Origin of the sequence: Achromobacter sp. UBA2119 (assembly GCF_002331005.1) — a bacterium.
Classification (GTDB): Bacteria; Pseudomonadota; Gammaproteobacteria; order Burkholderiales; family Burkholderiaceae_B; genus Achromobacter; species Achromobacter animicus.
This window is the reverse complement of record NZ_DCYD01000018.1, coordinates 200477-219923: the sequence shown is the minus strand read 5'-3', so window position 1 is coordinate 219923 and position 19447 is coordinate 200477. Positions and strand designations below refer to the sequence as shown.

Below are 19447 nucleotides of genomic sequence, written 5' to 3'. Positions count from 1 at the left end.
ATGCAAAAACACGTAAGCAAGATCGCGGTCTGCGCCGCGCTCGTCCAGACGGCGGCGGCGCAAGCCGCGGAACCGCAGCCCACCGCCTCCCCCGCGGCCCAGCAGATCGCTCGCGCGGGCGCGCAGGCATCCATCGCCGGTCCGGACGACTACTTCACGGGCCGCGCGCGCATCGATCCCGTGTGGGCGGCGGACAAGGACGTCAATGCTTCCGGCGCACTTGTGACCTTCGAGCCCGGGGCGCGATCGGCGTGGCACACGCACCCCGCCGGACAGCGGCTAGTGGTGACGTCGGGCGTTGGACTGACCCAGGAATGGGGCAAGCCCGTGCAAGAAATCCGCCCGGGCGACGTGATCCACTGCCCGCCCGGCGTCAAGCACTGGCACGGCGCCGCACCCGGCACCGCGATGACCCACCTGGCCGTCACGCCGTCGGTCGACGGCAAGAACGTCAACTGGATGGAGAAGGTCAGCGATGAACAATATGCCTCGCGCTAAAGCCCGCATGACCCAATTTCGCACTCGCGCGCTTGCCGCTGCCGTTGGCCTGGCCGCAGCGATCGCCCCGCCCGTCCACGCGCAAGGAGCCTCCAACGTGACAGACAAGACACAGACGGCGACGCAGGCCCCGGACTCGCTGTCCGCCCGCCAGGCGGCGATCGTGCCCATTGCCGCGTTGGCGGCAACCGGCGACATCGCGCGGCTGAACGCGGCGCTTGAACAAGGTCTGGATGCCGGATTGACGGTCAGCGATGCCAAAGAGGTGCTGGTGCAGCTGTACGCCTACGCCGGCTTTCCGCGCAGCCTCAATGCCCTGTCCGAACTGATGAAGGTAAGGCAGGCCCGCCAGCAACGCGGCATCCAGGATGCGCCCGGCGCCGAGCCCAGCCGGCCGATCCCGCAGGGCGACGCGCTGCTGGCAGCCGGAACGGCCAATCAGACCAAGCTATCCGGCGGCCCGGTCCAGGGCCCCTTGTTCGACTTCGCTCCCGTCGCCAACCAATACCTGCGCACGCACCTCTTTGGCGACATCTTCGAGCGCGACAACCTGGACTGGCAAAGCCGCGAAATTGCTACGGTCAGCATGCTGGCCGCACTGACGGGCGTCGAATCGCAACTGCAATCGCACATGCGGATCAGCATGAACGTGGGTCTGACGGCGCCCCAACTGCGCCAGCTTGCCCAGGTGCTGGCGTCACAAGTCGACGCGCAGACGGCCCGCCGCGCAACGGACGCGCTGGACCGGCAATTGCTGGTGCAAGCCGGCAAGTGACGGCAAGGGCCGGCTCCTGTGCAGGCAGCACCGGCCTCGGACACTGGCGAATTTGTCCCTTTAATGAACCAACCCGGGATTTTTTGGGCAAAATTCCGGACTCAAGCAATGATCCCCGCCACCCGAGGCAAGGCAGCTTGTCGTGCCCTCCCCCTGGACTCCCTACATGACGCAATTGCAAATCAACGGCCAGACCAAGGACGTCAACGTCCCGGATGAAATGCCGATCCTATGGGTCCTGCGCGATGAACTGGGCATGACCGGCACCAAGTTCGGCTGCGGCATGGCCTTGTGCGGCGCCTGTACGGTGCATATCGACGGTACGCCCGTGCGATCCTGTCTGACGCCCGTCTCCGTGGCCACCGGCCGCCAACTCTCCACCATCGAAGGCATGGAAGCCGATCCGGTCGGCCGGGCGGTGCAGGCGTCCTGGGTTACCAACAACGTCGCGCAATGCGGCTATTGCCAGGCTGGCCAGATCATGACGGCGGTAAGCCTGTTGAAGGCGACTCCCAATCCGACCGAACAACAGATTGCGGACGCCATGAGCGGCAACATCTGCCGCTGCGGCACGTACCCGCGGATCCTCGCGGCCATTCAGCAGGCCGCAGCCCGCCTCGCCCAAGGAAGCAAGCAATGACCGCCGCCGTTCAGCATTCGCGCCGTGCCTTCCTGCAGGGCAGCCTGGGCGTACTCACGCTGGCCGTCACCGCAAAGGGATGGATCACGGCGGCGGTGGCCGCCGAGCCGGATGCCAAAGCATACGGCGCCGACAGCATGCCCGGCGGCACCGTGGACGACCCGCTCGTCTTCGTCAGCATCGCTGCCGATGGCGCCGTCACCATCGTGGCGCACCGTGCCGAGATGGGCACCGGCGTGCGCACCAGCCTGCCGATGGTGGTGGCCGACGAAATGGAAGCACGCTGGGAACGCGTGAAGGTCGTGCAGGCCCCCGCCGACGAATCCCGCTACGGCAATCAGAACGTCGACGGTTCGCGCAGCATGCGCCACTTCCTGATGCCGATGCGGCGCGTGGGCGCGGCCGCCCGGCAGATGCTCGAAGCGGCTGCGGCGGCGCGGTGGTCCGTGCCCATTGCCGAGGTCAAAGCCGAACAGCACGAAGTGCTGCATGTGCCGAGCGGCCGCCGTCTTTCGTATGGCGACCTGGCGGCGGACGCGGCCAAGCAGCCCGTGCCCGCGGGCAACGCCCTCAAACTCAAGGCCCGGTCCGAATTCCGCTACATCGGCAAGGACCAGGTGCGACTGGTCGACCTTGAAGCCATCGGCAAAGGCCAGGCGACCTACGGCATGGACATGCGCCTTCCCGGCATGGTCTACGCCGTCGTTGCGCGCCCGCTCGTCGTGGGCGGCCGGGTGCGCCGCGTCGACAGCGCCAAGGCGCTCGCCGTGCCCGGCGTGCTGAAGGTCGTAGAAATCCCCGTCATGCAAGGGGCGCCCGCCTTCCAGCCGCTAGGCGGCGTGGCGGTTGTGGCGCGCAACACCTGGGCCGCGCGGCAGGGGCGCGATGCGCTGCAGATCGAATGGGACGACGGTCCGAACGGCGCCTATGACTCCGTCGCCTACCAGCAGACGCTGCAGGCGGCGGCGCGCGCGCCCGGCAAGACGATGCGCAATCAAGGCGACGCCGCGAATGCCTGGACCAACGCGCCGGAAGCCGAGCGCGTGTCCGCGGAGTACTACGTTCCGCACCTGGCCCACGCGTCGATGGAGCCGCCCGTCGCCACCGTGCAAATCCTAGGCGATCGCGCCGAGGTCTGGACGTCCATCCAGAATCCGGTCGCTGCCCGGGACGCCGTGGCCGCGCGCCTGAAGCTTGAGCCCGCCAACGTCAAGGTCAACGTGCTGCTGCTGGGCGGCGGTTTCGGCCGCAAGTCCAAGCCCGATTTTGTGGACGAAGCGGCCATCGTCGCCCGCGCCATGCCCGAAGGCACGCCGGTCAAGCTGGTCTGGACCCGCGAAGACGACATCCATCACGACTACCTGCACACGGTCTCGGTCGAGCGCCTGGAAGCCGTCATGAACACGCAGGGGCAAGTCCAATCCTGGCTGCACCGCAGCGCCTCCCCCACCATCGCGTCGTTGTTTGCGCAAGGCGCCAAGGGGCAGCAGATGTTCGAGTCCGCCATGTCGGCGATCAACATGCCCTATCGCATTCCCAATGTGCGCGTGGAAACCGCCGAAGTCGAAGCCCATGCGCGCATCGGCTGGTTCCGGTCCGTCGCCAACATTCCGCATGCCTTCGCGGCCCAGTGCTTCATCGACGAACTCGCGCATCGCGCGGGCAAGGATCCTCAGGCATTCGCGCTGGATCTCATTGGCCCCGCGCGCCAGATCGATCCGGGCACGTTGGCCGACACCTGGAACTACACCGAATCGCCTGAGCGCTACCCCTACGACACCGGCCGCCTTCGCGGAGTCATCGAGGCCGCGTGCAAGGGCGCGGACTGGGGCCGCACATTGCCGAAGGGGCATGGGCTCGGGCTGGCCTTCTGCTACAGCTTCATGAGCTACACCGCCACGGTGGTCGAGGTGGCGGTGGACGACAAGGGCGAGATCCGCGTCGTCGCCGTGGACATGGCGATGGACTGCGGCCCGCAGATCAACCCCGAACGCATCCGCGCGCAGATGGAAGGCGGCGCCATCATGGGGCTGAGCCTGGCGCTGACCAGCGAGATCACCTTTGAAAAAGGCCGCGTCAAGCAAAGCAACTTCCACGACTACGAGGTGCTGCGCCACAACGCCTCGCCGCGCGTGATCCGCACGCATCTGGTCAACGACGACCACGCGCTGCCACCGGGCGGCGTGGGCGAACCGCCAGTGCCGCCCGTCGCCCCCGCGCTGTGCAACGCGATCTTCGCCGCGACGGGCAAGCGGATCCGCACCCTGCCGGTCCGCAAGCTGGCATAAGCGGAAAGCCAACCTATGACTGAATCAGGGCCGTCCGCCATGAACGCCTTTTTGATCCGCAGGGAGCACGCCCATGGAAAGCGTTGATGTCCGCGTGCTGCGCGCGGCGCGCGACTGGCAGGAGGCCGGGCATCGCCTGATGCTGGCTACGGTCGTCAAGACATGGGGCTCGTCGCCGCGGCCCGTGGGGTCCATGATGGTGCTGCGCGAGGACGGCCGTTGCATCGGCTCGGTGTCCGGCGGCTGCATTGAGGACGACCTGATCCACCGCTACACGCGGGCTTACGGCGACGGAAGCATTCCACAATCGGCGCCCGAACTCGTCCGCTACGGCGTCACGGCCGACGAGGCGCACCGGTTCGGACTGCCCTGCGGCGGGACGCTTGAACTGCTTCTGGAATTTGCACCGGCCGGCGGAATACTGAATGAACTGGTCCGCCGGCTCGAGACCGGCCAGCTCGTACAGCGGACGGTCGATTGCGCCACCGGCGCGGTCACGCTGAGCGACGCCTCGGCGCCGGAGGCCCTGCATTTCGATGGCGTCACCCTGTCCAGCACGCTGGGCCCGCAGTACAGGCTGTTGCTGATCGGCGCCGGGTCGCTGGCCGAGTACGTCGCCACCATGGCGCTGTTCAATGATTTTGCGGTCACCGTGTGCGATCCGCGCATCGAGCATCTGGGCACCTGGTCCGTCGACGGCGTGGCATTCACCACCGAAATGCCCGACGACGCAGTGAGCGCGCTGAACCCGGATTCCCGCACGTGCATCGTGGCGCTCAGCCATGACCCCAAACTTGACGACATGGCGCTGCTGGAAGCGCTGCACAGTCCCGCCTTCTACGTCGGCGCCATCGGCTCGCGCCGTAACGCCGCCAGCCGCCGGCAGCGGTTCATCGAGCATCTGGACGAAACCGAAGCATCCGTGCAGCGGCTGCACTCGCCAGTCGGCCTGCACATCGGCAGCAAGACGCCGGCCGAAATCGCGGTGAGCGTGATGGCGCACATTCTGGCGGTGAAGAATGGCGTGATGACTGGATAGGGGCGCCGCCGTTCGCAAGTGATGTGTACCTGTCTATACTAGGAACCGCATCTTTCCTTGCTTACGTATCGCACTCCCAGGATCCCACCCGTGGCCGCTTCTCCCCCCCGATTGTCCGTCCCGGCCAATGCCCTGCCCGCCCCGCTGTACGCGCAGGTCAAGCAGATGATCGCGCAGCAGATCCGCAGCGGCGTCTGGCCTGCGCATTACCGCGTGCCGTCCGAAGCCGAGCTGGTCGATGAACTGGGATTCAGCCGCATGACGATCAACCGCGCACTTCGCGAACTGACCGCCGAAGGCCTGCTGGTGCGGATGCAAGGCGTCGGCACGTTCGTCGCGCAGCCCAAGGCGCGCTCTGCGCTGTTCGCCGTGAACAACATTGCCGACGAAATCGCGGCGCGCAATCACCGCCACCACAGCCGCGTCGTGCGGCTGGCCGAAGAACCGGCCGGCGCCGAGCAAGCTCAGGCGTTGGACATCCGCGCAGGCCAACCGGTGTTTCATTCACTGATCGTCCATTACGAAGACGACGTACCCATCCAGCTTGAAGACCGCTACGTCAATGTCCGCCTTGCGCCCGACTACCTGCTGCAGGACTTCACCCAAAGCACGCCGTACGAATACCTGACGCGCGTGGCGCCGCTGAGCGCCGGCGAGCACGTGGTCGAAGCCATTCTTGCCAAGCCGCGCGAATGCCAGTTGTTGCAGATCGACCGCGAAGAACCCTGCCTGCTGATCCGCCGGCGCACCTGGTCCGGCGACCGCGCGGTGACACTGGCCCGCCTGATCCATCCGGGTTCACGCCACCGGCTGGAAGGCAAGTTCACAACGTGACGTTCACCGCTTTCCGCACGCCGTACCTATGACGCGACGAGTCGCGTCCGACTGAACTGCAACGCGCCAGTGCGGCGCCCTCCCGCATGACGTTTCCCATGCCGAAATCTCACAGGTTTCGGCATTTTTCATTGGGGTAATCCCTCAGTCCAAAATAAGTCATCTGCTATTGTATATACAACCATAGTCGTCTTAAGATCTGCTCACCTTGGCGCTGGATCACAGCGCGCCTTGACCCGATCCAGGAGACTTCACTTGAACCCTTCCCTCCGATTCCGCGATGCCGTCATCCGCGCCCCGCGCGGCAGCCAGCTCAACACCAAAAGCTGGCTGACCGAAGCGCCCTTGCGCATGCTGATGAACAACCTCGACCCCGATGTGGCCGAAAACCCGAACGAGCTCGTCGTCTACGGCGGCATCGGCCGCGCGGCCCGCGACTGGGATTGCTACGACAAGATCGTTGAATCGCTCAAGGCCCTGAACGACGACGAAACCCTGCTCGTGCAATCGGGCAAGCCGGTCGGGGTGTTCAAAACGCACGCCAACGCGCCGCGTGTCCTGATCGCCAACTCCAACCTTGTCCCGCACTGGGCCACCTGGGAACACTTCAACGAACTGGACGCCAAGGGCCTGGCCATGTACGGCCAGATGACCGCGGGCAGCTGGATCTACATCGGCAGCCAGGGCATCGTCCAAGGCACGTACGAAACCTTTGGCGAAGCCGGCCGCCAGCATTACGGCGGCAACCTGTCCGGGCGCTGGGTGCTAACCGCCGGCCTGGGCGGCATGGGCGGCGCGCAGCCGCTGGCCGCCACCTTGGCCGGCGCGTGCTCCCTGAACATCGAATGCCAGCAAAGCCGCATCGACTTCCGCCTTCGCACCCGCTACGTGGACGAACAGGCAGCCAACCTGGACGACGCGCTGGCCCGCATCGCCAAACACACGCAGGCCGGCCGCGCCGTGTCCATCGCGCTGTGCGGCAACGCCGCCGAGATCCTGCCCGAACTCGTGCGCCGCGGCGTCAAGCCCGACATGGTCACCGACCAGACCAGCGCGCACGATCCCTTGAACGGCTACCTGCCCGCCGGCTGGTCCTGGCAGGAATACCGCGACCGCGCCCAGCGCGAACCGGCGGCGGTCATCAAGGCCGCCAAGCAATCCATGGCCGTGCACGTGCAGGCGATGCTGGCCTTCCAGCGCCAGGGCATCCCCACCTTCGACTACGGCAACAACATCCGCCAGATGGCCAAGGAAGAAGGCGTCGCCGACGCGTTCGACTTTCCCGGCTTCGTTCCGGCCTACATCCGTCCGCTCTTCTGCCGCGGCGTGGGCCCCTTCCGTTGGGCTGCGCTGTCCGGCGACCCGCAAGACATCTACAAAACCGACGCCAAGGTCAAGGAACTGATTCCCGACGACGCCCACCTGCATCATTGGCTCAGCATGGCCCGCGAGCGCATCAGCTTCCAAGGCCTGCCGGCGCGCATCTGCTGGGTCGGGCTGGGCGAGCGCGCCAAGCTGGGCCTGGCGTTCAACGAAATGGTGCGGTCAGGCGAACTGTCGGCGCCCATCGTCATCGGCCGCGACCACCTCGATTCCGGCTCGGTCGCCAGCCCCAACCGCGAAACCGAATCCATGCGCGACGGCTCGGACGCCGTTTCCGATTGGCCCCTGCTCAACGCCCTGCTCAACACCGCCAGCGGTGCGACGTGGGTGTCGCTGCACCACGGCGGCGGCGTCGGCATGGGCTTCTCGCAGCACTCCGGCATGGTCATCGTGTGCGACGGCACCGACGCCGCCGCCGAGCGCATCGCCCGTGTTCTGACCAACGACCCTGCCACGGGCGTGATGCGGCACGCGGACGCCGGCTACCAGATCGCCATCGACTGCGCACACGAACAGGGCTTGAACCTGCCCATGGTGACCGGCAAGCGCTGACACCCGCGCGGCGCAGCCTCGCGATGGACCAGCCCGCGCAACAGACCGCATGACAACGATAGCAAGCAGCCGGACCGCCGGCGTAGGAGAAAGAGGAATGGAATTGCATGTGAAACCGGGCCACTTGACGCTGGCCGACCTGCGGCGCGCCTATCAGCAGCCCGTTAGCCTGACGCTGGATCCCGGCGCCGCGCAGGCCATCGACGCCAGCGTGGCCACGGTTGAACGCATCATCGCCGAGGGCCGCACCGTCTACGGCATCAATACGGGCTTTGGTCTGTTGGCCTCGACCAAGATCGCGCGCGAAGACCTGCAGGCGTTGCAGACTTCGCTGGTCCGCTCGCACGCAGCCGGCGTGGGCGAGGCGCTGGACGACGCCATGGTACGGCTCATCATGGTGCTCAAGATCAACAGTCTGGCTCGCGGTTATTCCGGCGTGCGCCGCCATGTCATCGACAGCCTGATCGCGCTGGTCAACGCGGGCGTGTACCCGCACATTCCGCGCAAGGGTTCTGTGGGCGCCTCGGGCGACCTGGCCCCGCTCGCGCACATGTCGATGGTCCTGCTGGGCGAAAGCCAGGCACGCTACCAAGGCGAATGGCTGCCCGCGCGTGAGGCGCTGGCGCGCGCGGGCCTCGCGCCGCTCACGCTGGCCGCCAAGGAAGGGCTGGCCCTCTTGAACGGCACCCAGGTGTCCACCGCGTTCGCGCTGCGCGGCCTGTTCGAAGCCGAAGACATGATGGCGGCAGGTCTGGTGTGCGGCAGCCTGAGCGTCGAGGCCATGCTGGGCTCGCGCGCCCCCTTCGACGCCCGCATCCACGCCGCGCGCGGGCAGCTTGGACAGATCGACGTGGCCGCCGTCTACCGCAGCCTCTTGGGCGACGACAGCGAAGTCGGCCACTCCCACGCCGATTGCGGAAAGGTGCAAGATCCCTACTCGCTGCGCTGCCAGCCCCAGGTGATGGGCGCCTGCCTCACGCAGATCCGCCACGCGGCGCAGGTACTGGAAATCGAATCGAACGCCGTGTCCGACAACCCGCTCGTGTTCGTCGAGCAGGGCGACGTCATCTCCGGCGGCAACTTCCATGCCGAACCCGTGGCGCTGGTCGCCGACAACCTGGCGTTGGCGCTCGCCGAAATCGGCGCCCTGGCGGAACGGCGCATCGCGCTGATGATGGACAAGCACATGTCGCAGTTGCCGCCATTCCTGGTGCGCAAGGGCGGCGTCAACTCGGGGTTCATGATCGCCCAGGTGACGGCGGCGGCACTGGCAAGCGACAACAAGGCACTGGCCCATCCGGCCAGCGTGGACAGCATGCCCACGTCGGCCAACCAGGAAGACCATGTGTCGATGGCGCCCAACGCGGGCAAGCGGCTGTGGGCCATGGCCGACAACGTGCGCGACATCCTGGCCATCGAATGGCTGGGCGCGTGCCAGGGCCTGGACTTCCGCGAAGGGCTCAAGACCTCGCCGCAGCTTGAAGCCGCGCGCCGCGCGCTGCGCGAGAAAGTGCCCCACTACGAAGAAGACCGCTTCTTCGCGCCCGACATCGCAGCGGCCAGCGGCCTGATCGCCGCGCAAGTCATGAACGGCCTGATGCCGGCCGGTCTGCTGCCCAGCCTCTGACGCTGCCACCCCGGCCGGAAGCATCCGGCCGTCATTGCCTCGCCGCGCGTACGGGCCCATCAGAAGGCGCCTGCGCGGCGTTACACGCGAGATCGACCAAGGAACCGAGAGAGACAACAATGCAAGCATCCTCGCAGTCAGACACACCGGCAGAAGCGCAGACACTCAAACGCGGGCTGAACGCCCGCCACATCCGCTTCATGGCACTGGGCTCGGCCATCGGCACGGGCCTTTTCTATGGGTCGGCCAAGGCGATCCAGGCGGCCGGCCCCTCGGTGCTGCTTGCCTACCTGGTGGCCGGCGCCGCCGTCTATATGGTCATGCGCGCCCTGGGTGAGATGGCGGTGCGCAACCCGGTGTCCGGATCGTTCGGCCACTACGCCACGCAATACCTGGGGCCGTTGGCTGGCTTCCTGACCGGCTGGACCTATGCGTTCGAGATGATCATTGTCTGTCTGGCCGACATCACTGCGTTCGGCCTGTACATGGGGTTCTGGTATCCCGACGTGCCCCGATGGATCTGGGTCTTGTCCATCGTCTTCTTCATCGGCGCCATCAACCTGCTTTCCGTGAAGGTGTTCGGCGAACTGGAGTTCTGGCTGTCGCTACTGAAGGTGGGCGCCATCCTCGCGATGATCGCCGGCGGCCTGGGCATCATGCTGTTCGGCATGGGGATGGGCGCGGACAGCGTTGCAACCGGCGTGCACAACCTGTGGGAGCACGGCGGCTTCATGCCCAACGGCGTGGGCGGCCTGATTGCATCGCTGGCCGTGGTGGTGTTCGCCTTTGGCGGCATCGAGATCATCGGCATCACCGCCGGCGAAGCCAAGGACCCCGGCCGCACCATTCCCCGCGCCATCAACGCGGTGCCCATGCGCATCCTGCTCTTCTACGTGCTGACGCTATTCGTGCTGATGTCGATCTTCCCGTGGACGCAGATCGGCAGCCAAGGCAGTCCCTTCGTGCAGATCTTCGACAGCCTCGGCATCAGCTCCGCCGCCACCATCCTGAACATTGTCGTGATTTCGGCGGCCGTATCCGCCATCAACAGCGACATCTTCGGCGCGGGCCGCATGCTGTTCGGCATGGCCCAACAAGGCCAGGCGCCGCGCGGCTTTGCCTCGGTATCGGCCAATGGCGTGCCGTGGATGACGGTGGTGGTAATGACGGTGGCGCTGCTCTTGGGCGTATTGCTGAATTATCTGATCCCTGAGGATGTTTTCTTGCTGATCGCCTCCATCGCCACGTTCGCCACGGTGTGGGTGTGGCTGATGATCCTGCTGTCACAAGTGGCGATGCGCCGCAAGATGAGCCCGGAGGAAATCTCGCAGTTGAAGTTCCCCGTCCCGCTCTGGCCCGCTGCCCCGTTGATGGCCATTGCCTTCATGGCCTTCGTGATCGCAGTCCTGGGCTACTTCCCAAGCACACAGGCGGCGCTCGGCGTGGGCGCTGTCTGGATCGCGCTGCTTTGCCTGGCCTATCGCTTCTGGGTATATCCCAAGCGCCTACCGGAGCGGCAGCCGGTGCCCGCGCCCCAGGGTTCGGATTGAACGACGCGGCGCCGGCGCATGTGTTTGCGCTAGCGCCTGCACCAAGGAGAAACGCATGAGACAGGTCTGGCGACATTTCCACGCCGCCACGATGGCCGGCGGCACCTATTCCGTAATCGACAACGCGGCCATCGTGACCCGCGCCGATCGCATCGAATGGATCGGCCCGGATTCCGAACTGCCCGCCGTGGATGCCGCGCACGTCCATGACCTGGGCGGCGCGTGGGTCACGCCCGGCCTCGTCGATTGCCACACCCACCTGGTATTCGGCGGCGACCGCAGCAGGGAATTCGAACAGCGTCTGCAAGGGGTCGACTACGCCACCATCGCCGCCCAAGGCGGCGGCATCGCCAGCACCGTACGCGCCACACGCGCGGCAACCGAAGACGAACTGTTCGCCAGCGCCCATCGCCGTGCGCTGCATCTGCTGCGTGATGGCGTCACGACGTTGGAGATCAAGTCGGGATACGGACTTGATTTAGAAAATGAACGCAAGATGCTGCGCGTGGCAAGGCGCCTGGGTCAGACGCTGCCGCTGACCGTGCGGGCAACCTGCCTGGCCGCGCACGCGCTGCCGCCGGAGTTCACAGGGCATCCGGACGAGTACATCGACGAAGTCGCGCTGCGCATGCTGCCGGCGCTGACGGCGGAAGGCTTGGTCGACGCCGTGGATGCCTTTTGCGAACACCTTGCTTTTACGCCGGAGCAGGTCGAACGGGTGTTTCAAGCGGCGGTCCGGCTGAACCTGCCCGTGAAACTGCATGCGGAGCAGCTGTCGTCACTGCACGGAGCGAGTCTGGCGGCGCGCTATGGGGCACTGTCTGCCGATCATCTGGAATACCTGACCGAGTCCGACGTGCTGGCAATGGCCAAGGCGGGGACGGTGGCGGTGCTGTTGCCAGGCGCGTTCTATGCGCTGCGCGAAACGCAACTGCCGCCGGTGGATCTGCTGCGCCAGCACGGCGTCCCGATCGCGATTTCGACGGATCTGAATCCCGGGACGTCGCCGGTGCTGTCGTTGCGATTGATGCTGAGCATGGCGTGTACGTTGTTCAGGATGACGCCGGAAGAGGCACTGGCGGGGGTGACGCTGAATGGGGCGCGGGCGTTGGGATTGTCAGCGACGCATGGGACGCTGGAGGTGGGCAAGGTGGCGGATTTTGTGGCGTGGGATATCACGCATCCGGCGGAGCTGGCGTATTGGGTGGGTGGGGATGTGGCGAAGCGGGTGGTTCGGCATGGGGCATTGCTCGACGTTTCGGCGCTTTAGCATCCCGGACTGCGCCGTCGAGGATTACGAAAGCTTCCAGCCATAGCGTCTTCCACACCAACCGCGAGACCGCAAGCCTGCATGTCAGCAACTGACTTTGCCGGTCGACGTACTAGCAATCAGGCTTGCTCCGCATGTGGTCTTCATCCCCTCCAGCGCAGTAGGGATACCGCCTATTTTGTAAGCGGCATTTCCCTCTGCGATGGCGAAGACGCCATTGCACCTGGGGCAAGAAACCTTGTGCCCCACACCGGCCAACGGCCTCCCGTTGAAGTTGGTGTGTTCAAAGCCCTCCAGCACCACGCCGCCATGATCGGTGCTGTCGCCCTTGCGAATAACGTTGGGCATCGCTATGCCTCCTTCTACTGGACCGAGTTGGTCTTCGGACCCAATGGGCCGCCGTTGGGAAGCCCCGCAATAAAGTCATCGAGCATGCGCTGCTCCCGGGCGACCACGGCGGGGTCTCGATAGCGCGGCGCGCTTCGCTCCTGCGCCCGCTGATAATCAATGACCTGTTGACCGTGCCAGGCCTTGAACTCCGGAGAAGGCGCTTTAGACATCGGCGCGTGCTGAGGCCGCAACGCCACGTCAAACGGGTCGTCAACAGGCAGCTTTCCTGGCGATGGCGGCCTGATGCCGATGAAGGTTGCACGGTCCGTGCGGCGCAACGGCACCACCACGCTGCTATCGGCGTTGAGGTAGCTTGCCATCGTGGCCAGCGCCAATCCGACAAACGGCGATGCAGCGCCCGTGTCACCCAGCCGCTGGGTCAGGTCATAACTTTGAGCCGAGTCGAGCAGATCCACCGGATGCTGAGCCGCATGCAACGCCGGGGCCAGTTCGGCGATGGCGCCAGACGGTTTTCCCGTGTCGAAGAATGCCCGCGCAGGTGCCGCGCCCAGCGCCGAAACCGCCTGATCCCAGCCGTCGGCAAGCGCCCTATCGCGTGAAGCGCCCTTGAGCGGCATCGAGCTCTTTGCGTCCTGATGCAAGGAAACCGTCACCGGCCGATGCAACCGCGCCAGCACCTTCAGGCGATCCCACTGCTCGAAGCCGCGTTGCGTGATCGGGGCGGGGAAAAACGGGCTGGGTTTGAAGGCATGTGGCGGCGTACGCTCCCAACCGGTAAACGCCGGGTCAATGGAGTCGGGCTTGGACTGCGTGTACTTGGCGAACTCGCGCAGCCAGCCGATGCGTTCGGGGCGGGCGACGACCAGCGCCACCACGCTATCAGTCAGCTCGCCTGGTTGGCGGGGGCCCGTGCCGAGGCCAATGGGCTTCTCGCCGTGACTCATCAAGATGCGAGCCATGTTGTAGCCCTCGACGACATACAGCAATAGCGCTGGCATGTCAGGGTTTTGCTCGAAGACACCAAAGACTGCCTCGATCACGGCTTCTGGCGTGTCGTTGCAGATGACGCCATTTTTCAACTGTCCGACGCGGTGCCAATGCAGCCCTGCGTCTCCGAGCTCCAGGCTGGCCATATCGTTCAACATTCTTGCTGTCCGCTCAGGACGAAGGCGTAGACGCTCCGCGTTGGGGTTATAGCCTCGAACCACCGTGATGGCAGGAATTCGCCAGCGCTCCGGGAAACTTCTCAGCGCGAGCTCGGTAGCGTTGGAAATGCGCTGCTGCCAAGCCATGTCTTTGAGCGTCGCATCGATTGGATAGTCCTTTGGGTCCATAGGCAGTGCCGAGCCAAGATGCAACGTGTTGGACTGGCTCGTGTTTTGCTTTTGCAGCTCCGCCCAAACCTGGCCTTGCCGGAAGACATCAATGCTGACCCCCACGCGAACGATATCCAGGGTTTCGAGGCGAGGAGACGAGCGTGGAGCATTGAAGTACATGTGAACACCTGACGATACTGTGTCAACAAAAAAAAGGACGGCTAGGCCGGTCGGGCGGCGGTAGCGGACAAGTGACGACGGTCAGTGGGTCTGAGGGGGCGTCGGCGGCAAACGCGGAACCGCAGGCCATGGCTAGGGGTACGACTAGACCCGTGTAGATCGAACGCCCCGTCATCGGTATGCCCCTACTTTCCTCGGGCGGCGTGAACGCTGCGCTCGCGCTCGCTGATGGTCTCATTCACGATAAGCGTGGGAATGGGTGCACTTAGCGCGGATCCAGGTAGAAATCCGCCACCAGCAGCCCCAGCAAGACCCGCAGCGTCCTGCATCGGCTCCCTATTGCTGCGATATAGATCGGTTGCATCGATCAGACGCTTATTGATATCGATCTCGGCCTCATACAACTCGGCGAGCGCACTATCGGGCAGGGTGGACACACACCAATCCGAAGCGGCCTTATTTCAACCGTCTCTGTAGTTCGTTTCCCAGCTAAGCCGCCAATCCGCCACTCTGCATAAATAGGCATAAAACACTTCATCGTCAATGCTGCAGGCCTTCCCGATGGCCAGGTCGTACGCGACGGCGCGCCGGCGTCGTCTGCTGGGCTTCGGCCAGCTCTTTGCGCAGGATCACGATGCAAGGCTTGGGCTGCTGCTTTTGCACGTAAGCATCTGTCGCATTGGGCGCGACGATGGCGCGGGTCTTTCCGGTGATGGGGGGTGAGTGCATCGCTTGAACTCCCCAACCTTAGTTGCGCTTCGGACCCGACGGGCCATCGCCGGGTAGCCCCGCAATAAAGTCATCAAGCACGCGCTGCTCCCGAGCGACCACCGTGGGGTCTCGATAACGCGGCGCATTGCGCTTCTGCTCACGCTGATAATCCATGATCCGTTGCCCTAGCCAGGTCTTGAATTCGGGAGACGGTTCATCGGTAACCGTTGTGTGCTGAGGCCGCAGTTTCACGTCAAATGGGTCGTACTCGGGCTTCTTCCCCGGCGCAGGCGGGCTGATGCCAATGAAGGTTGCCCGATCGGTGCGGCGCAATGGCACCACCATGCTGCTGTCTGCGTTGAGGTGGCTTGCCATGGTGGCCAGCGCCAGGTTGACGAAGGGCGAAGCCGCGCCCGTATCGCCCATGCGCTGCGTCAGGTCGTAGTTCTGGTTGGAGTCGAGCAGATCCACCGCGTGCTGTGCATCTTGCAGGGCGGGGGCCAGCATGGCTAGATTGCCCGACAGCTTGCCCGTGTCAAAGAACGCCCGCGCTGGCGCTGCGCCCAGCGCCGTGGCCGCCTGGTTCCAACCGCTGGCGAGCGCTTTGTCGCGCGCGGCGCCCTTAAGTGGGGTAGACGCCGTGTCTTGTTGATGCAGCGAAACCGTTACCGGCCGGTGCAGCCGCGCCAGCACCCTCACGCGATCCCACTGCTGGAAACCGCGTTGCGTGATCGGAGTGGGAAAGAAGGTGCTCGGCTGAAAGCCGCGGGGCGGCAAACGATCCCAACCGATAAAGGCCGGGTCGATGGAATCGGGGTTGGACTTGGTGTACTTCACGAATTCCCGCATCCGGGCTAACCGCTCGGGTCTGGCGAAAACGATCGCCACCACGGCGTCGGTGGGCGTATCGGGCGTGCGCTCGCCAGGTGGTGCAATATTGAACAGACGAAGGTCCGAGCTGGACAGCGCAGCCCGCAAGTTGAAACTATCGAGCGCGTACACCAACAAAGCCGGCAAATCGGGGGTTCTCTCGAACAACTGGAATATGGACTCGATTGCCATTTCCGGGTCGGTGTTGCAGATGACGCCATTGTCTAACTGTCTAACATCATGCCAATGCAGGCCTGCATCGCCAAGTTGCAGGCTTACCATCTCCGTAAGCGCTATATCCATTCGCTTGGGAGGCACGCGAGGCCTTTCCATTCGCGGGTCGTAATCCCGCACGATCAGTACGGTGGGCACGGGCCAACGTTCCGGAAAGCTCGTCAGAGCCAATTCCAGCGCATTGGATTTTCGCTGGCCCCAGGCAAGATCCTGAAGGGTTCCGTCGACGGGGTAGTCTCTAGGGTCCATGGGCAAGGCGCTGCCCACCAGCAAGGCGTTGGGCTGCGCGGCGCTTTGCTTTTGCAATTGGGCCCAGGCCTGGCCTTGACGATAGACATCCAAACTCAATCCGACCCGGACTATATCCAGGGTCTCCAGACGGGGTTGCAACATGGGAACACCTTTGGAGCTAAAGGGAGTATTCGGTAAGACCGCCGCCGTGCGTAGCGCTTTCGAGGATGGCAACGGACACGCCATTGCTGTTAGCGGCGCAGTTTCCGGCTCGGGAAGCGGCGGAGCCACCGGGGCAACCGCCCACCAACGCAACAGTAATGAGGCAGCCAGAAGCGAGAGCGGGTTCATGGGTTCCTCCGTGGCCCGCACTGTAGGCCGCGGCCTTGGTCTCTATCATCCACACGCTGCCAGGCGAGCAGACTGGGATAGTCCGCATCGAGGGTAATTCTTGGCAGAAATCCCCCACCCTCTAGCGGCGCGTTCGGAGACGGTCTCTTATTGCTTTGATAAAGAGAGGCATCGGCAATCAACTTCCTGTTCGCCTCTGATTCAATTTCGTAACAACGCAACACCGATTCATCGGGTTCGTCGGGCGTTGCCTTAGATTGGGATCGCCAAGCTCCATCTTCACTTTTCCAACTCAGACGCCAGTCCGCCACTCTGCACAAGTAGGCATAAAACACTTCATCGTCAATGCTGCAGGCCTGCCCGATGGCCAGGTCATACGCCACCGCGCGCCGGCTGTGCATGGCGCTCATTGGAATGGCGGAATGAAACGAGATTGCTTCGTTGCTGCCAGCCGGTGCATCCATCATCCGCCTACGCGCCTGATTGGGAGTCTCTTCGAACACCGCGTCGTAACGACCTTGCCCCAACGGCGTCACGTGCGCGACGCGATGCCAGTCGGCCGCCCACGCGCTGTTCTCCGGATCCAGATAGGGATTGCGGCTCGGGTCATTCAGGTCAGTCGCCTTTTCCTCCAGCGCCCGCTGCAGCGCCGGGCCGCGCAGACTGTCCGTCGAAAGCGTCATCACGCGCGTAGTGTGGACACCGATGCCACCGTTTGTGATGGAGATCGACGCGTCGATGGGGTCGGTAGCGGTCCATACAGGCTTGATGCCCCGGGACCCTTGGCGATCCAGCGTCGTGCCGCCCCCAACAAAATCCGGCAGGAATGGGACCGGCAAGGCGGGCGCTTGAATGGTGACGGTCTGGCCTATTGAGAAGTTGGCGTTCGCGACCGTCGCGCGTCCGGAACCGAGTTCGGTGCCTTCCCAGGTGCGCTCGCCCTTCCCTGCGCCCCGCTGCCCCAACAGCGTGTACAGATAGGAAGGGGGACGCCCGACCTCCTCACCTTTGCCATCGCGTTCGCGCGTCGTGAAAACGCGCTGGAAGAAGCGACCGCCAAGCGCCGACAGCGCGGGAACCAGTATCTTGCGGTAGTCGACGTCATCCGCACTGGTCTGGTAGGCCGGGTTGTATGGCCTCGTCGCAGACGTTTCCGGGACAAAGGCGTTATAGCTTGCGGCTTGACCCACCCCCTGCCAGCCAATCCCCTGAACGTTTGCCATCCCGACCGTCTGATCCTGCGGCGAGAAGTACAGAAACACGCCACCTCGGTTGTCTCGCTCTGCAAATGTGATCGCCTTCCCATCGATCGAGGTTTCACATTGCTGCCCCGTCCAGCGAAGGCCGCCGATGCAGCTATCCTTGCTGGCATCGGCCATATCTGCCAAGGACGGCGTCTGATGGGGACTTCGGCCGATAAGGTTGACGATGTTGCTGAGCGTCTTTACGCGCGCCGGCGTCGTCTGCTGGGCTTCGGCCAGCTCTCTGCGCTCGAAGAATGTTTCCGCCAGGCTGTAGGGCGGGCTCATCATGACAAAACCATCGATAGGCCGCAAACCTTCATCGTGGAGCATGGCATTGGCCAGCATTGTGATGAGATTGCCCTGGCTATGTCCGACCACATTGATGGTGTCGTCGTCGCCCGAACGGCCATCGGGATGCCGATAGGCGCGGATGATCCGGACCAACATCGCCAGCCGTTGCGCCGCCAGCACCATGTAACGCCGCGACGGCGCCGGAAACAGCGGATGGTCGGGAGATCCAAACATCAAATTTGCCGGCAGCCCCGCCACCTTGCCGGAAAATCCACGGCCAAACATGTCCGGCAGAGTCGTTGTGGCATTGGCAAAAAAGCCACCTTCCTTTGTCCCGGCCTTGTCCAACCGGTTGCCGAAGCGGTCCAGCCATTCGCCATGGGGAGTGTGCTTCTGGATTCTGCCTTCCTCTTCTCGAAAGCCCCAATAGAAAGGAATCACCACACTGCGTGAATGACCGCCATGCTTGCCCGCCGTCGGTCGGCGACGGTAGTACACCGCATCGGGATTCGGCGCTTTCCCGTCATCGTCCTTCGGAGATGTGTAGAGGGCCGGATTGAGCGCAGCCGGACTGCGCTCGCCCCGCTTGGTGAACAGATGGTCCAGACGTTCGTTCAACCCCGTGCAGATCCCGGTTTCCAAGTCGTCATAAGCACCCGCCAGATCGTTGACCCCGTGAATCAGGATCACGATGCAGGGTTTGGGCTGCTGCTTTTGCACGTAAGCGTCTGTCGCGTCGGGCGCGAGGATGGCGCGGGTCTTCCCTGTGATGGGCGGTGAGAACATCCTTTTAACTCCCTTCTGCTTTCGGGCGGAGCGCTGGCGCTTCGGTGCGCTTCAAAAGCCAGCGCATTTCGATTCAATACAGCCAACGGTCCTGATCCAAAATCAGCCCGGAATACGCCGAGCTCTCATACGCATCCAGGCAACGCATCAGATTGTTTGTCTTGCCCGTCTCTTGCAGGACCTTCGTATCCGCGGGCACTACGCGCTTGAAGTACTCCCTTACGTGCGCGTAGGCCTCTTCCTCGTGACTCCCTAGTTGAAAGTACCCCCCTCTCGCGGTACCTGCCTCATCATCAGGTCCCTGCTGCTGATAAGTACCCAGGCAATACGCCATCCCCCACTTCTTGAGCATCAGCCGCATATCGTCGCGTTCGCCGGCCATCGCGAAAGCCATCGGAAGAAGCAATGCGAGTAGCCCTCGGATCC

18 protein-coding genes are annotated in these 19447 nt (G+C 64.3%); 10 read left to right on the top strand and 8 right to left on the bottom strand.

What is annotated here, in order from left to right:
• From B3098_RS21990 to hutI, 10 genes are all read left to right on the top strand, one after another.
• Entirely contained in the window at positions 1 to 498 is a 498-nt protein-coding gene (locus tag B3098_RS21990) for a (R)-mandelonitrile lyase (protein WP_175124367.1), read from the top strand.
• Positions 476 to 1273: a carboxymuconolactone decarboxylase family protein gene (locus tag B3098_RS21985; protein ID WP_414631300.1), complete on the top strand. Its 798-nt coding sequence runs from the start codon at positions 476 to 478 to the stop codon at positions 1271 to 1273. Before B3098_RS21990 ends, B3098_RS21985 begins: the two co-directional genes overlap by 23 nt.
• Positions 1274 to 1439: 166 nt before the next feature.
• On the top strand, positions 1440 to 1913 hold the full coding sequence (locus tag B3098_RS21980) for a (2Fe-2S)-binding protein (RefSeq protein WP_218344411.1): 474 nt from the start codon (positions 1440 to 1442) through the stop codon (positions 1911 to 1913).
• Positions 1910 to 4201 carry a xanthine dehydrogenase family protein molybdopterin-binding subunit gene (locus tag B3098_RS21975; RefSeq protein WP_286898933.1) on the top strand — a complete coding sequence of 764 codons (2292 nt, stop codon included), beginning with the start codon at positions 1910 to 1912 and terminating at the stop codon, positions 4199 to 4201. The genes B3098_RS21980 and B3098_RS21975 overlap by 4 nt, the downstream gene beginning before the upstream one ends.
• 73 nt (positions 4202 to 4274) lie before the next feature.
• Entirely contained in the window at positions 4275 to 5240 is a 966-nt protein-coding gene (locus tag B3098_RS21970) for an XdhC family protein (RefSeq protein ID WP_286898932.1), read from the top strand.
• Positions 5241 to 5330: 90 nt separating this feature from the next.
• Complete coding sequence (gene hutC, locus B3098_RS21965) at positions 5331 to 6074, top strand: histidine utilization repressor (protein ID WP_286898931.1); 744 nt, start codon at positions 5331 to 5333, stop codon at positions 6072 to 6074.
• Between the two features lie 255 nt (positions 6075 to 6329).
• Positions 6330 to 8009, top strand: a complete 1680-nt coding sequence (gene hutU / locus B3098_RS21960; RefSeq protein ID WP_286898930.1) for a urocanate hydratase — start codon at positions 6330 to 6332, stop codon at positions 8007 to 8009.
• A gap of 97 nt (positions 8010 to 8106) precedes the next feature.
• On the top strand, positions 8107 to 9636 hold the full coding sequence (hutH, locus tag B3098_RS21955) for a histidine ammonia-lyase (protein WP_286898929.1): 1530 nt from the start codon (positions 8107 to 8109) through the stop codon (positions 9634 to 9636).
• Between the two features lie 119 nt (positions 9637 to 9755).
• Positions 9756 to 11186 carry an amino acid permease gene (locus tag B3098_RS21950; RefSeq protein ID WP_279974888.1) on the top strand — a complete coding sequence of 477 codons (1431 nt, stop codon included), beginning with the start codon at positions 9756 to 9758 and terminating at the stop codon, positions 11184 to 11186.
• A gap of 55 nt (positions 11187 to 11241) precedes the next feature.
• Positions 11242 to 12456 (top strand): imidazolonepropionase, encoded by a 1215-nt coding sequence (gene hutI / locus B3098_RS21945; RefSeq protein ID WP_286898927.1) that lies wholly within the window; start codon positions 11242 to 11244, stop codon positions 12454 to 12456.
• An 84-nt stretch (positions 12457 to 12540) separates the two neighbouring features.
• Here the strand turns inward: hutI and B3098_RS21940 are convergent, their stop codons facing one another.
• From B3098_RS21940 to B3098_RS21910, 8 genes are all read right to left on the bottom strand, one after another.
• Positions 12541 to 12804, bottom strand: coding sequence for a PAAR domain-containing protein (locus B3098_RS21940; RefSeq protein WP_286898925.1), 264 nt, complete (start codon positions 12802 to 12804; stop codon positions 12541 to 12543).
• Positions 12805 to 12818: 14 nt separating this feature from the next.
• Positions 12819 to 14303: a type VI lipase adapter Tla3 domain-containing protein gene (locus B3098_RS21935; RefSeq protein WP_286898922.1), complete on the bottom strand. Its 1485-nt coding sequence runs from the start codon at positions 14301 to 14303 to the stop codon at positions 12819 to 12821.
• 185 nt (positions 14304 to 14488) lie between these two features.
• Positions 14489 to 14740 carry a hypothetical protein gene (locus tag B3098_RS21930; RefSeq protein ID WP_286898920.1) on the bottom strand — a complete coding sequence of 84 codons (252 nt, stop codon included), beginning with the start codon at positions 14738 to 14740 and terminating at the stop codon, positions 14489 to 14491.
• Between the two features lie 24 nt (positions 14741 to 14764).
• Entirely contained in the window at positions 14765 to 14848 is an 84-nt protein-coding gene (locus B3098_RS29195) for an effector protein Tle3 domain-containing protein (RefSeq protein ID WP_414631306.1), read from the bottom strand.
• The gene (locus B3098_RS21925; protein ID WP_286898919.1) at positions 14844 to 15032 is read right to left on the bottom strand and encodes a hypothetical protein; all 189 of its coding nucleotides are present in this window, start codon (positions 15030 to 15032) and stop codon (positions 14844 to 14846) included. The genes B3098_RS29195 and B3098_RS21925 overlap by 5 nt, the downstream gene beginning before the upstream one ends.
• Positions 15033 to 15050: 18 nt before the next feature.
• Positions 15051 to 16700, bottom strand: coding sequence for a type VI lipase adapter Tla3 domain-containing protein (locus B3098_RS21920; RefSeq protein WP_286898918.1), 1650 nt, complete (start codon positions 16698 to 16700; stop codon positions 15051 to 15053).
• Positions 16697 to 19021, bottom strand: a complete 2325-nt coding sequence (locus B3098_RS21915) for a T6SS effector phospholipase Tle3 domain-containing protein (protein ID WP_286898917.1) — start codon at positions 19019 to 19021, stop codon at positions 16697 to 16699. Before B3098_RS21915 ends, B3098_RS21920 begins: the two co-directional genes overlap by 4 nt.
• A gap of 73 nt (positions 19022 to 19094) precedes the next feature.
• Positions 19095 to 19415: a hypothetical protein gene (locus tag B3098_RS21910; RefSeq protein WP_286898916.1), complete on the bottom strand. Its 321-nt coding sequence runs from the start codon at positions 19413 to 19415 to the stop codon at positions 19095 to 19097.
• Between the last annotated feature and the right edge of the window lie 32 nt (positions 19416 to 19447).

Excerpts from the sequence above, each read along its gene's own strand:
- B3098_RS21985 (WP_414631300.1), top strand. The coding sequence starts at position 476 with ATGAACAATATGCCTCGCGCTAAAGCCCGCATGACCCAATTTCGCACT.
- hutI (WP_286898927.1), top strand. The coding sequence starts at position 11,242 with ATGAGACAGGTCTGGCGACATTTCCACGCCGCCACGATGGCCGGCGGC.
- B3098_RS21915 (WP_286898917.1), bottom strand. The coding sequence starts at position 19,021 with ATGTTCTCACCGCCCATCACAGGGAAGACCCGCGCCATCCTCGCGCCC.
- B3098_RS21925 (WP_286898919.1), bottom strand. The coding sequence starts at position 15,032 with ATGCACTCACCCCCCATCACCGGAAAGACCCGCGCCATCGTCGCGCCC.
- B3098_RS21910 (WP_286898916.1), bottom strand. The coding sequence starts at position 19,415 with ATGGCTTTCGCGATGGCCGGCGAACGCGACGATATGCGGCTGATGCTC.
- B3098_RS21920 (WP_286898918.1), bottom strand. The coding sequence starts at position 16,700 with ATGAACCCGCTCTCGCTTCTGGCTGCCTCATTACTGTTGCGTTGGTGG.
- B3098_RS21935 (WP_286898922.1), bottom strand. The coding sequence starts at position 14,303 with ATGTACTTCAATGCTCCACGCTCGTCTCCTCGCCTCGAAACCCTGGAT.
- B3098_RS21990 (WP_175124367.1), top strand. The coding sequence starts at position 1 with ATGCAAAAACACGTAAGCAAGATCGCGGTCTGCGCCGCGCTCGTCCAG.
- hutH (WP_286898929.1), top strand. The coding sequence starts at position 8,107 with ATGGAATTGCATGTGAAACCGGGCCACTTGACGCTGGCCGACCTGCGG.
- B3098_RS21940 (WP_286898925.1), bottom strand. The coding sequence starts at position 12,804 with ATGCCCAACGTTATTCGCAAGGGCGACAGCACCGATCATGGCGGCGTG.
- B3098_RS21950 (WP_279974888.1), top strand. The coding sequence starts at position 9,756 with ATGCAAGCATCCTCGCAGTCAGACACACCGGCAGAAGCGCAGACACTC.
- B3098_RS21975 (WP_286898933.1), top strand. The coding sequence starts at position 1,910 with ATGACCGCCGCCGTTCAGCATTCGCGCCGTGCCTTCCTGCAGGGCAGC.
- B3098_RS21970 (WP_286898932.1), top strand. The coding sequence starts at position 4,275 with ATGGAAAGCGTTGATGTCCGCGTGCTGCGCGCGGCGCGCGACTGGCAG.
- B3098_RS21980 (WP_218344411.1), top strand. The coding sequence starts at position 1,440 with ATGACGCAATTGCAAATCAACGGCCAGACCAAGGACGTCAACGTCCCG.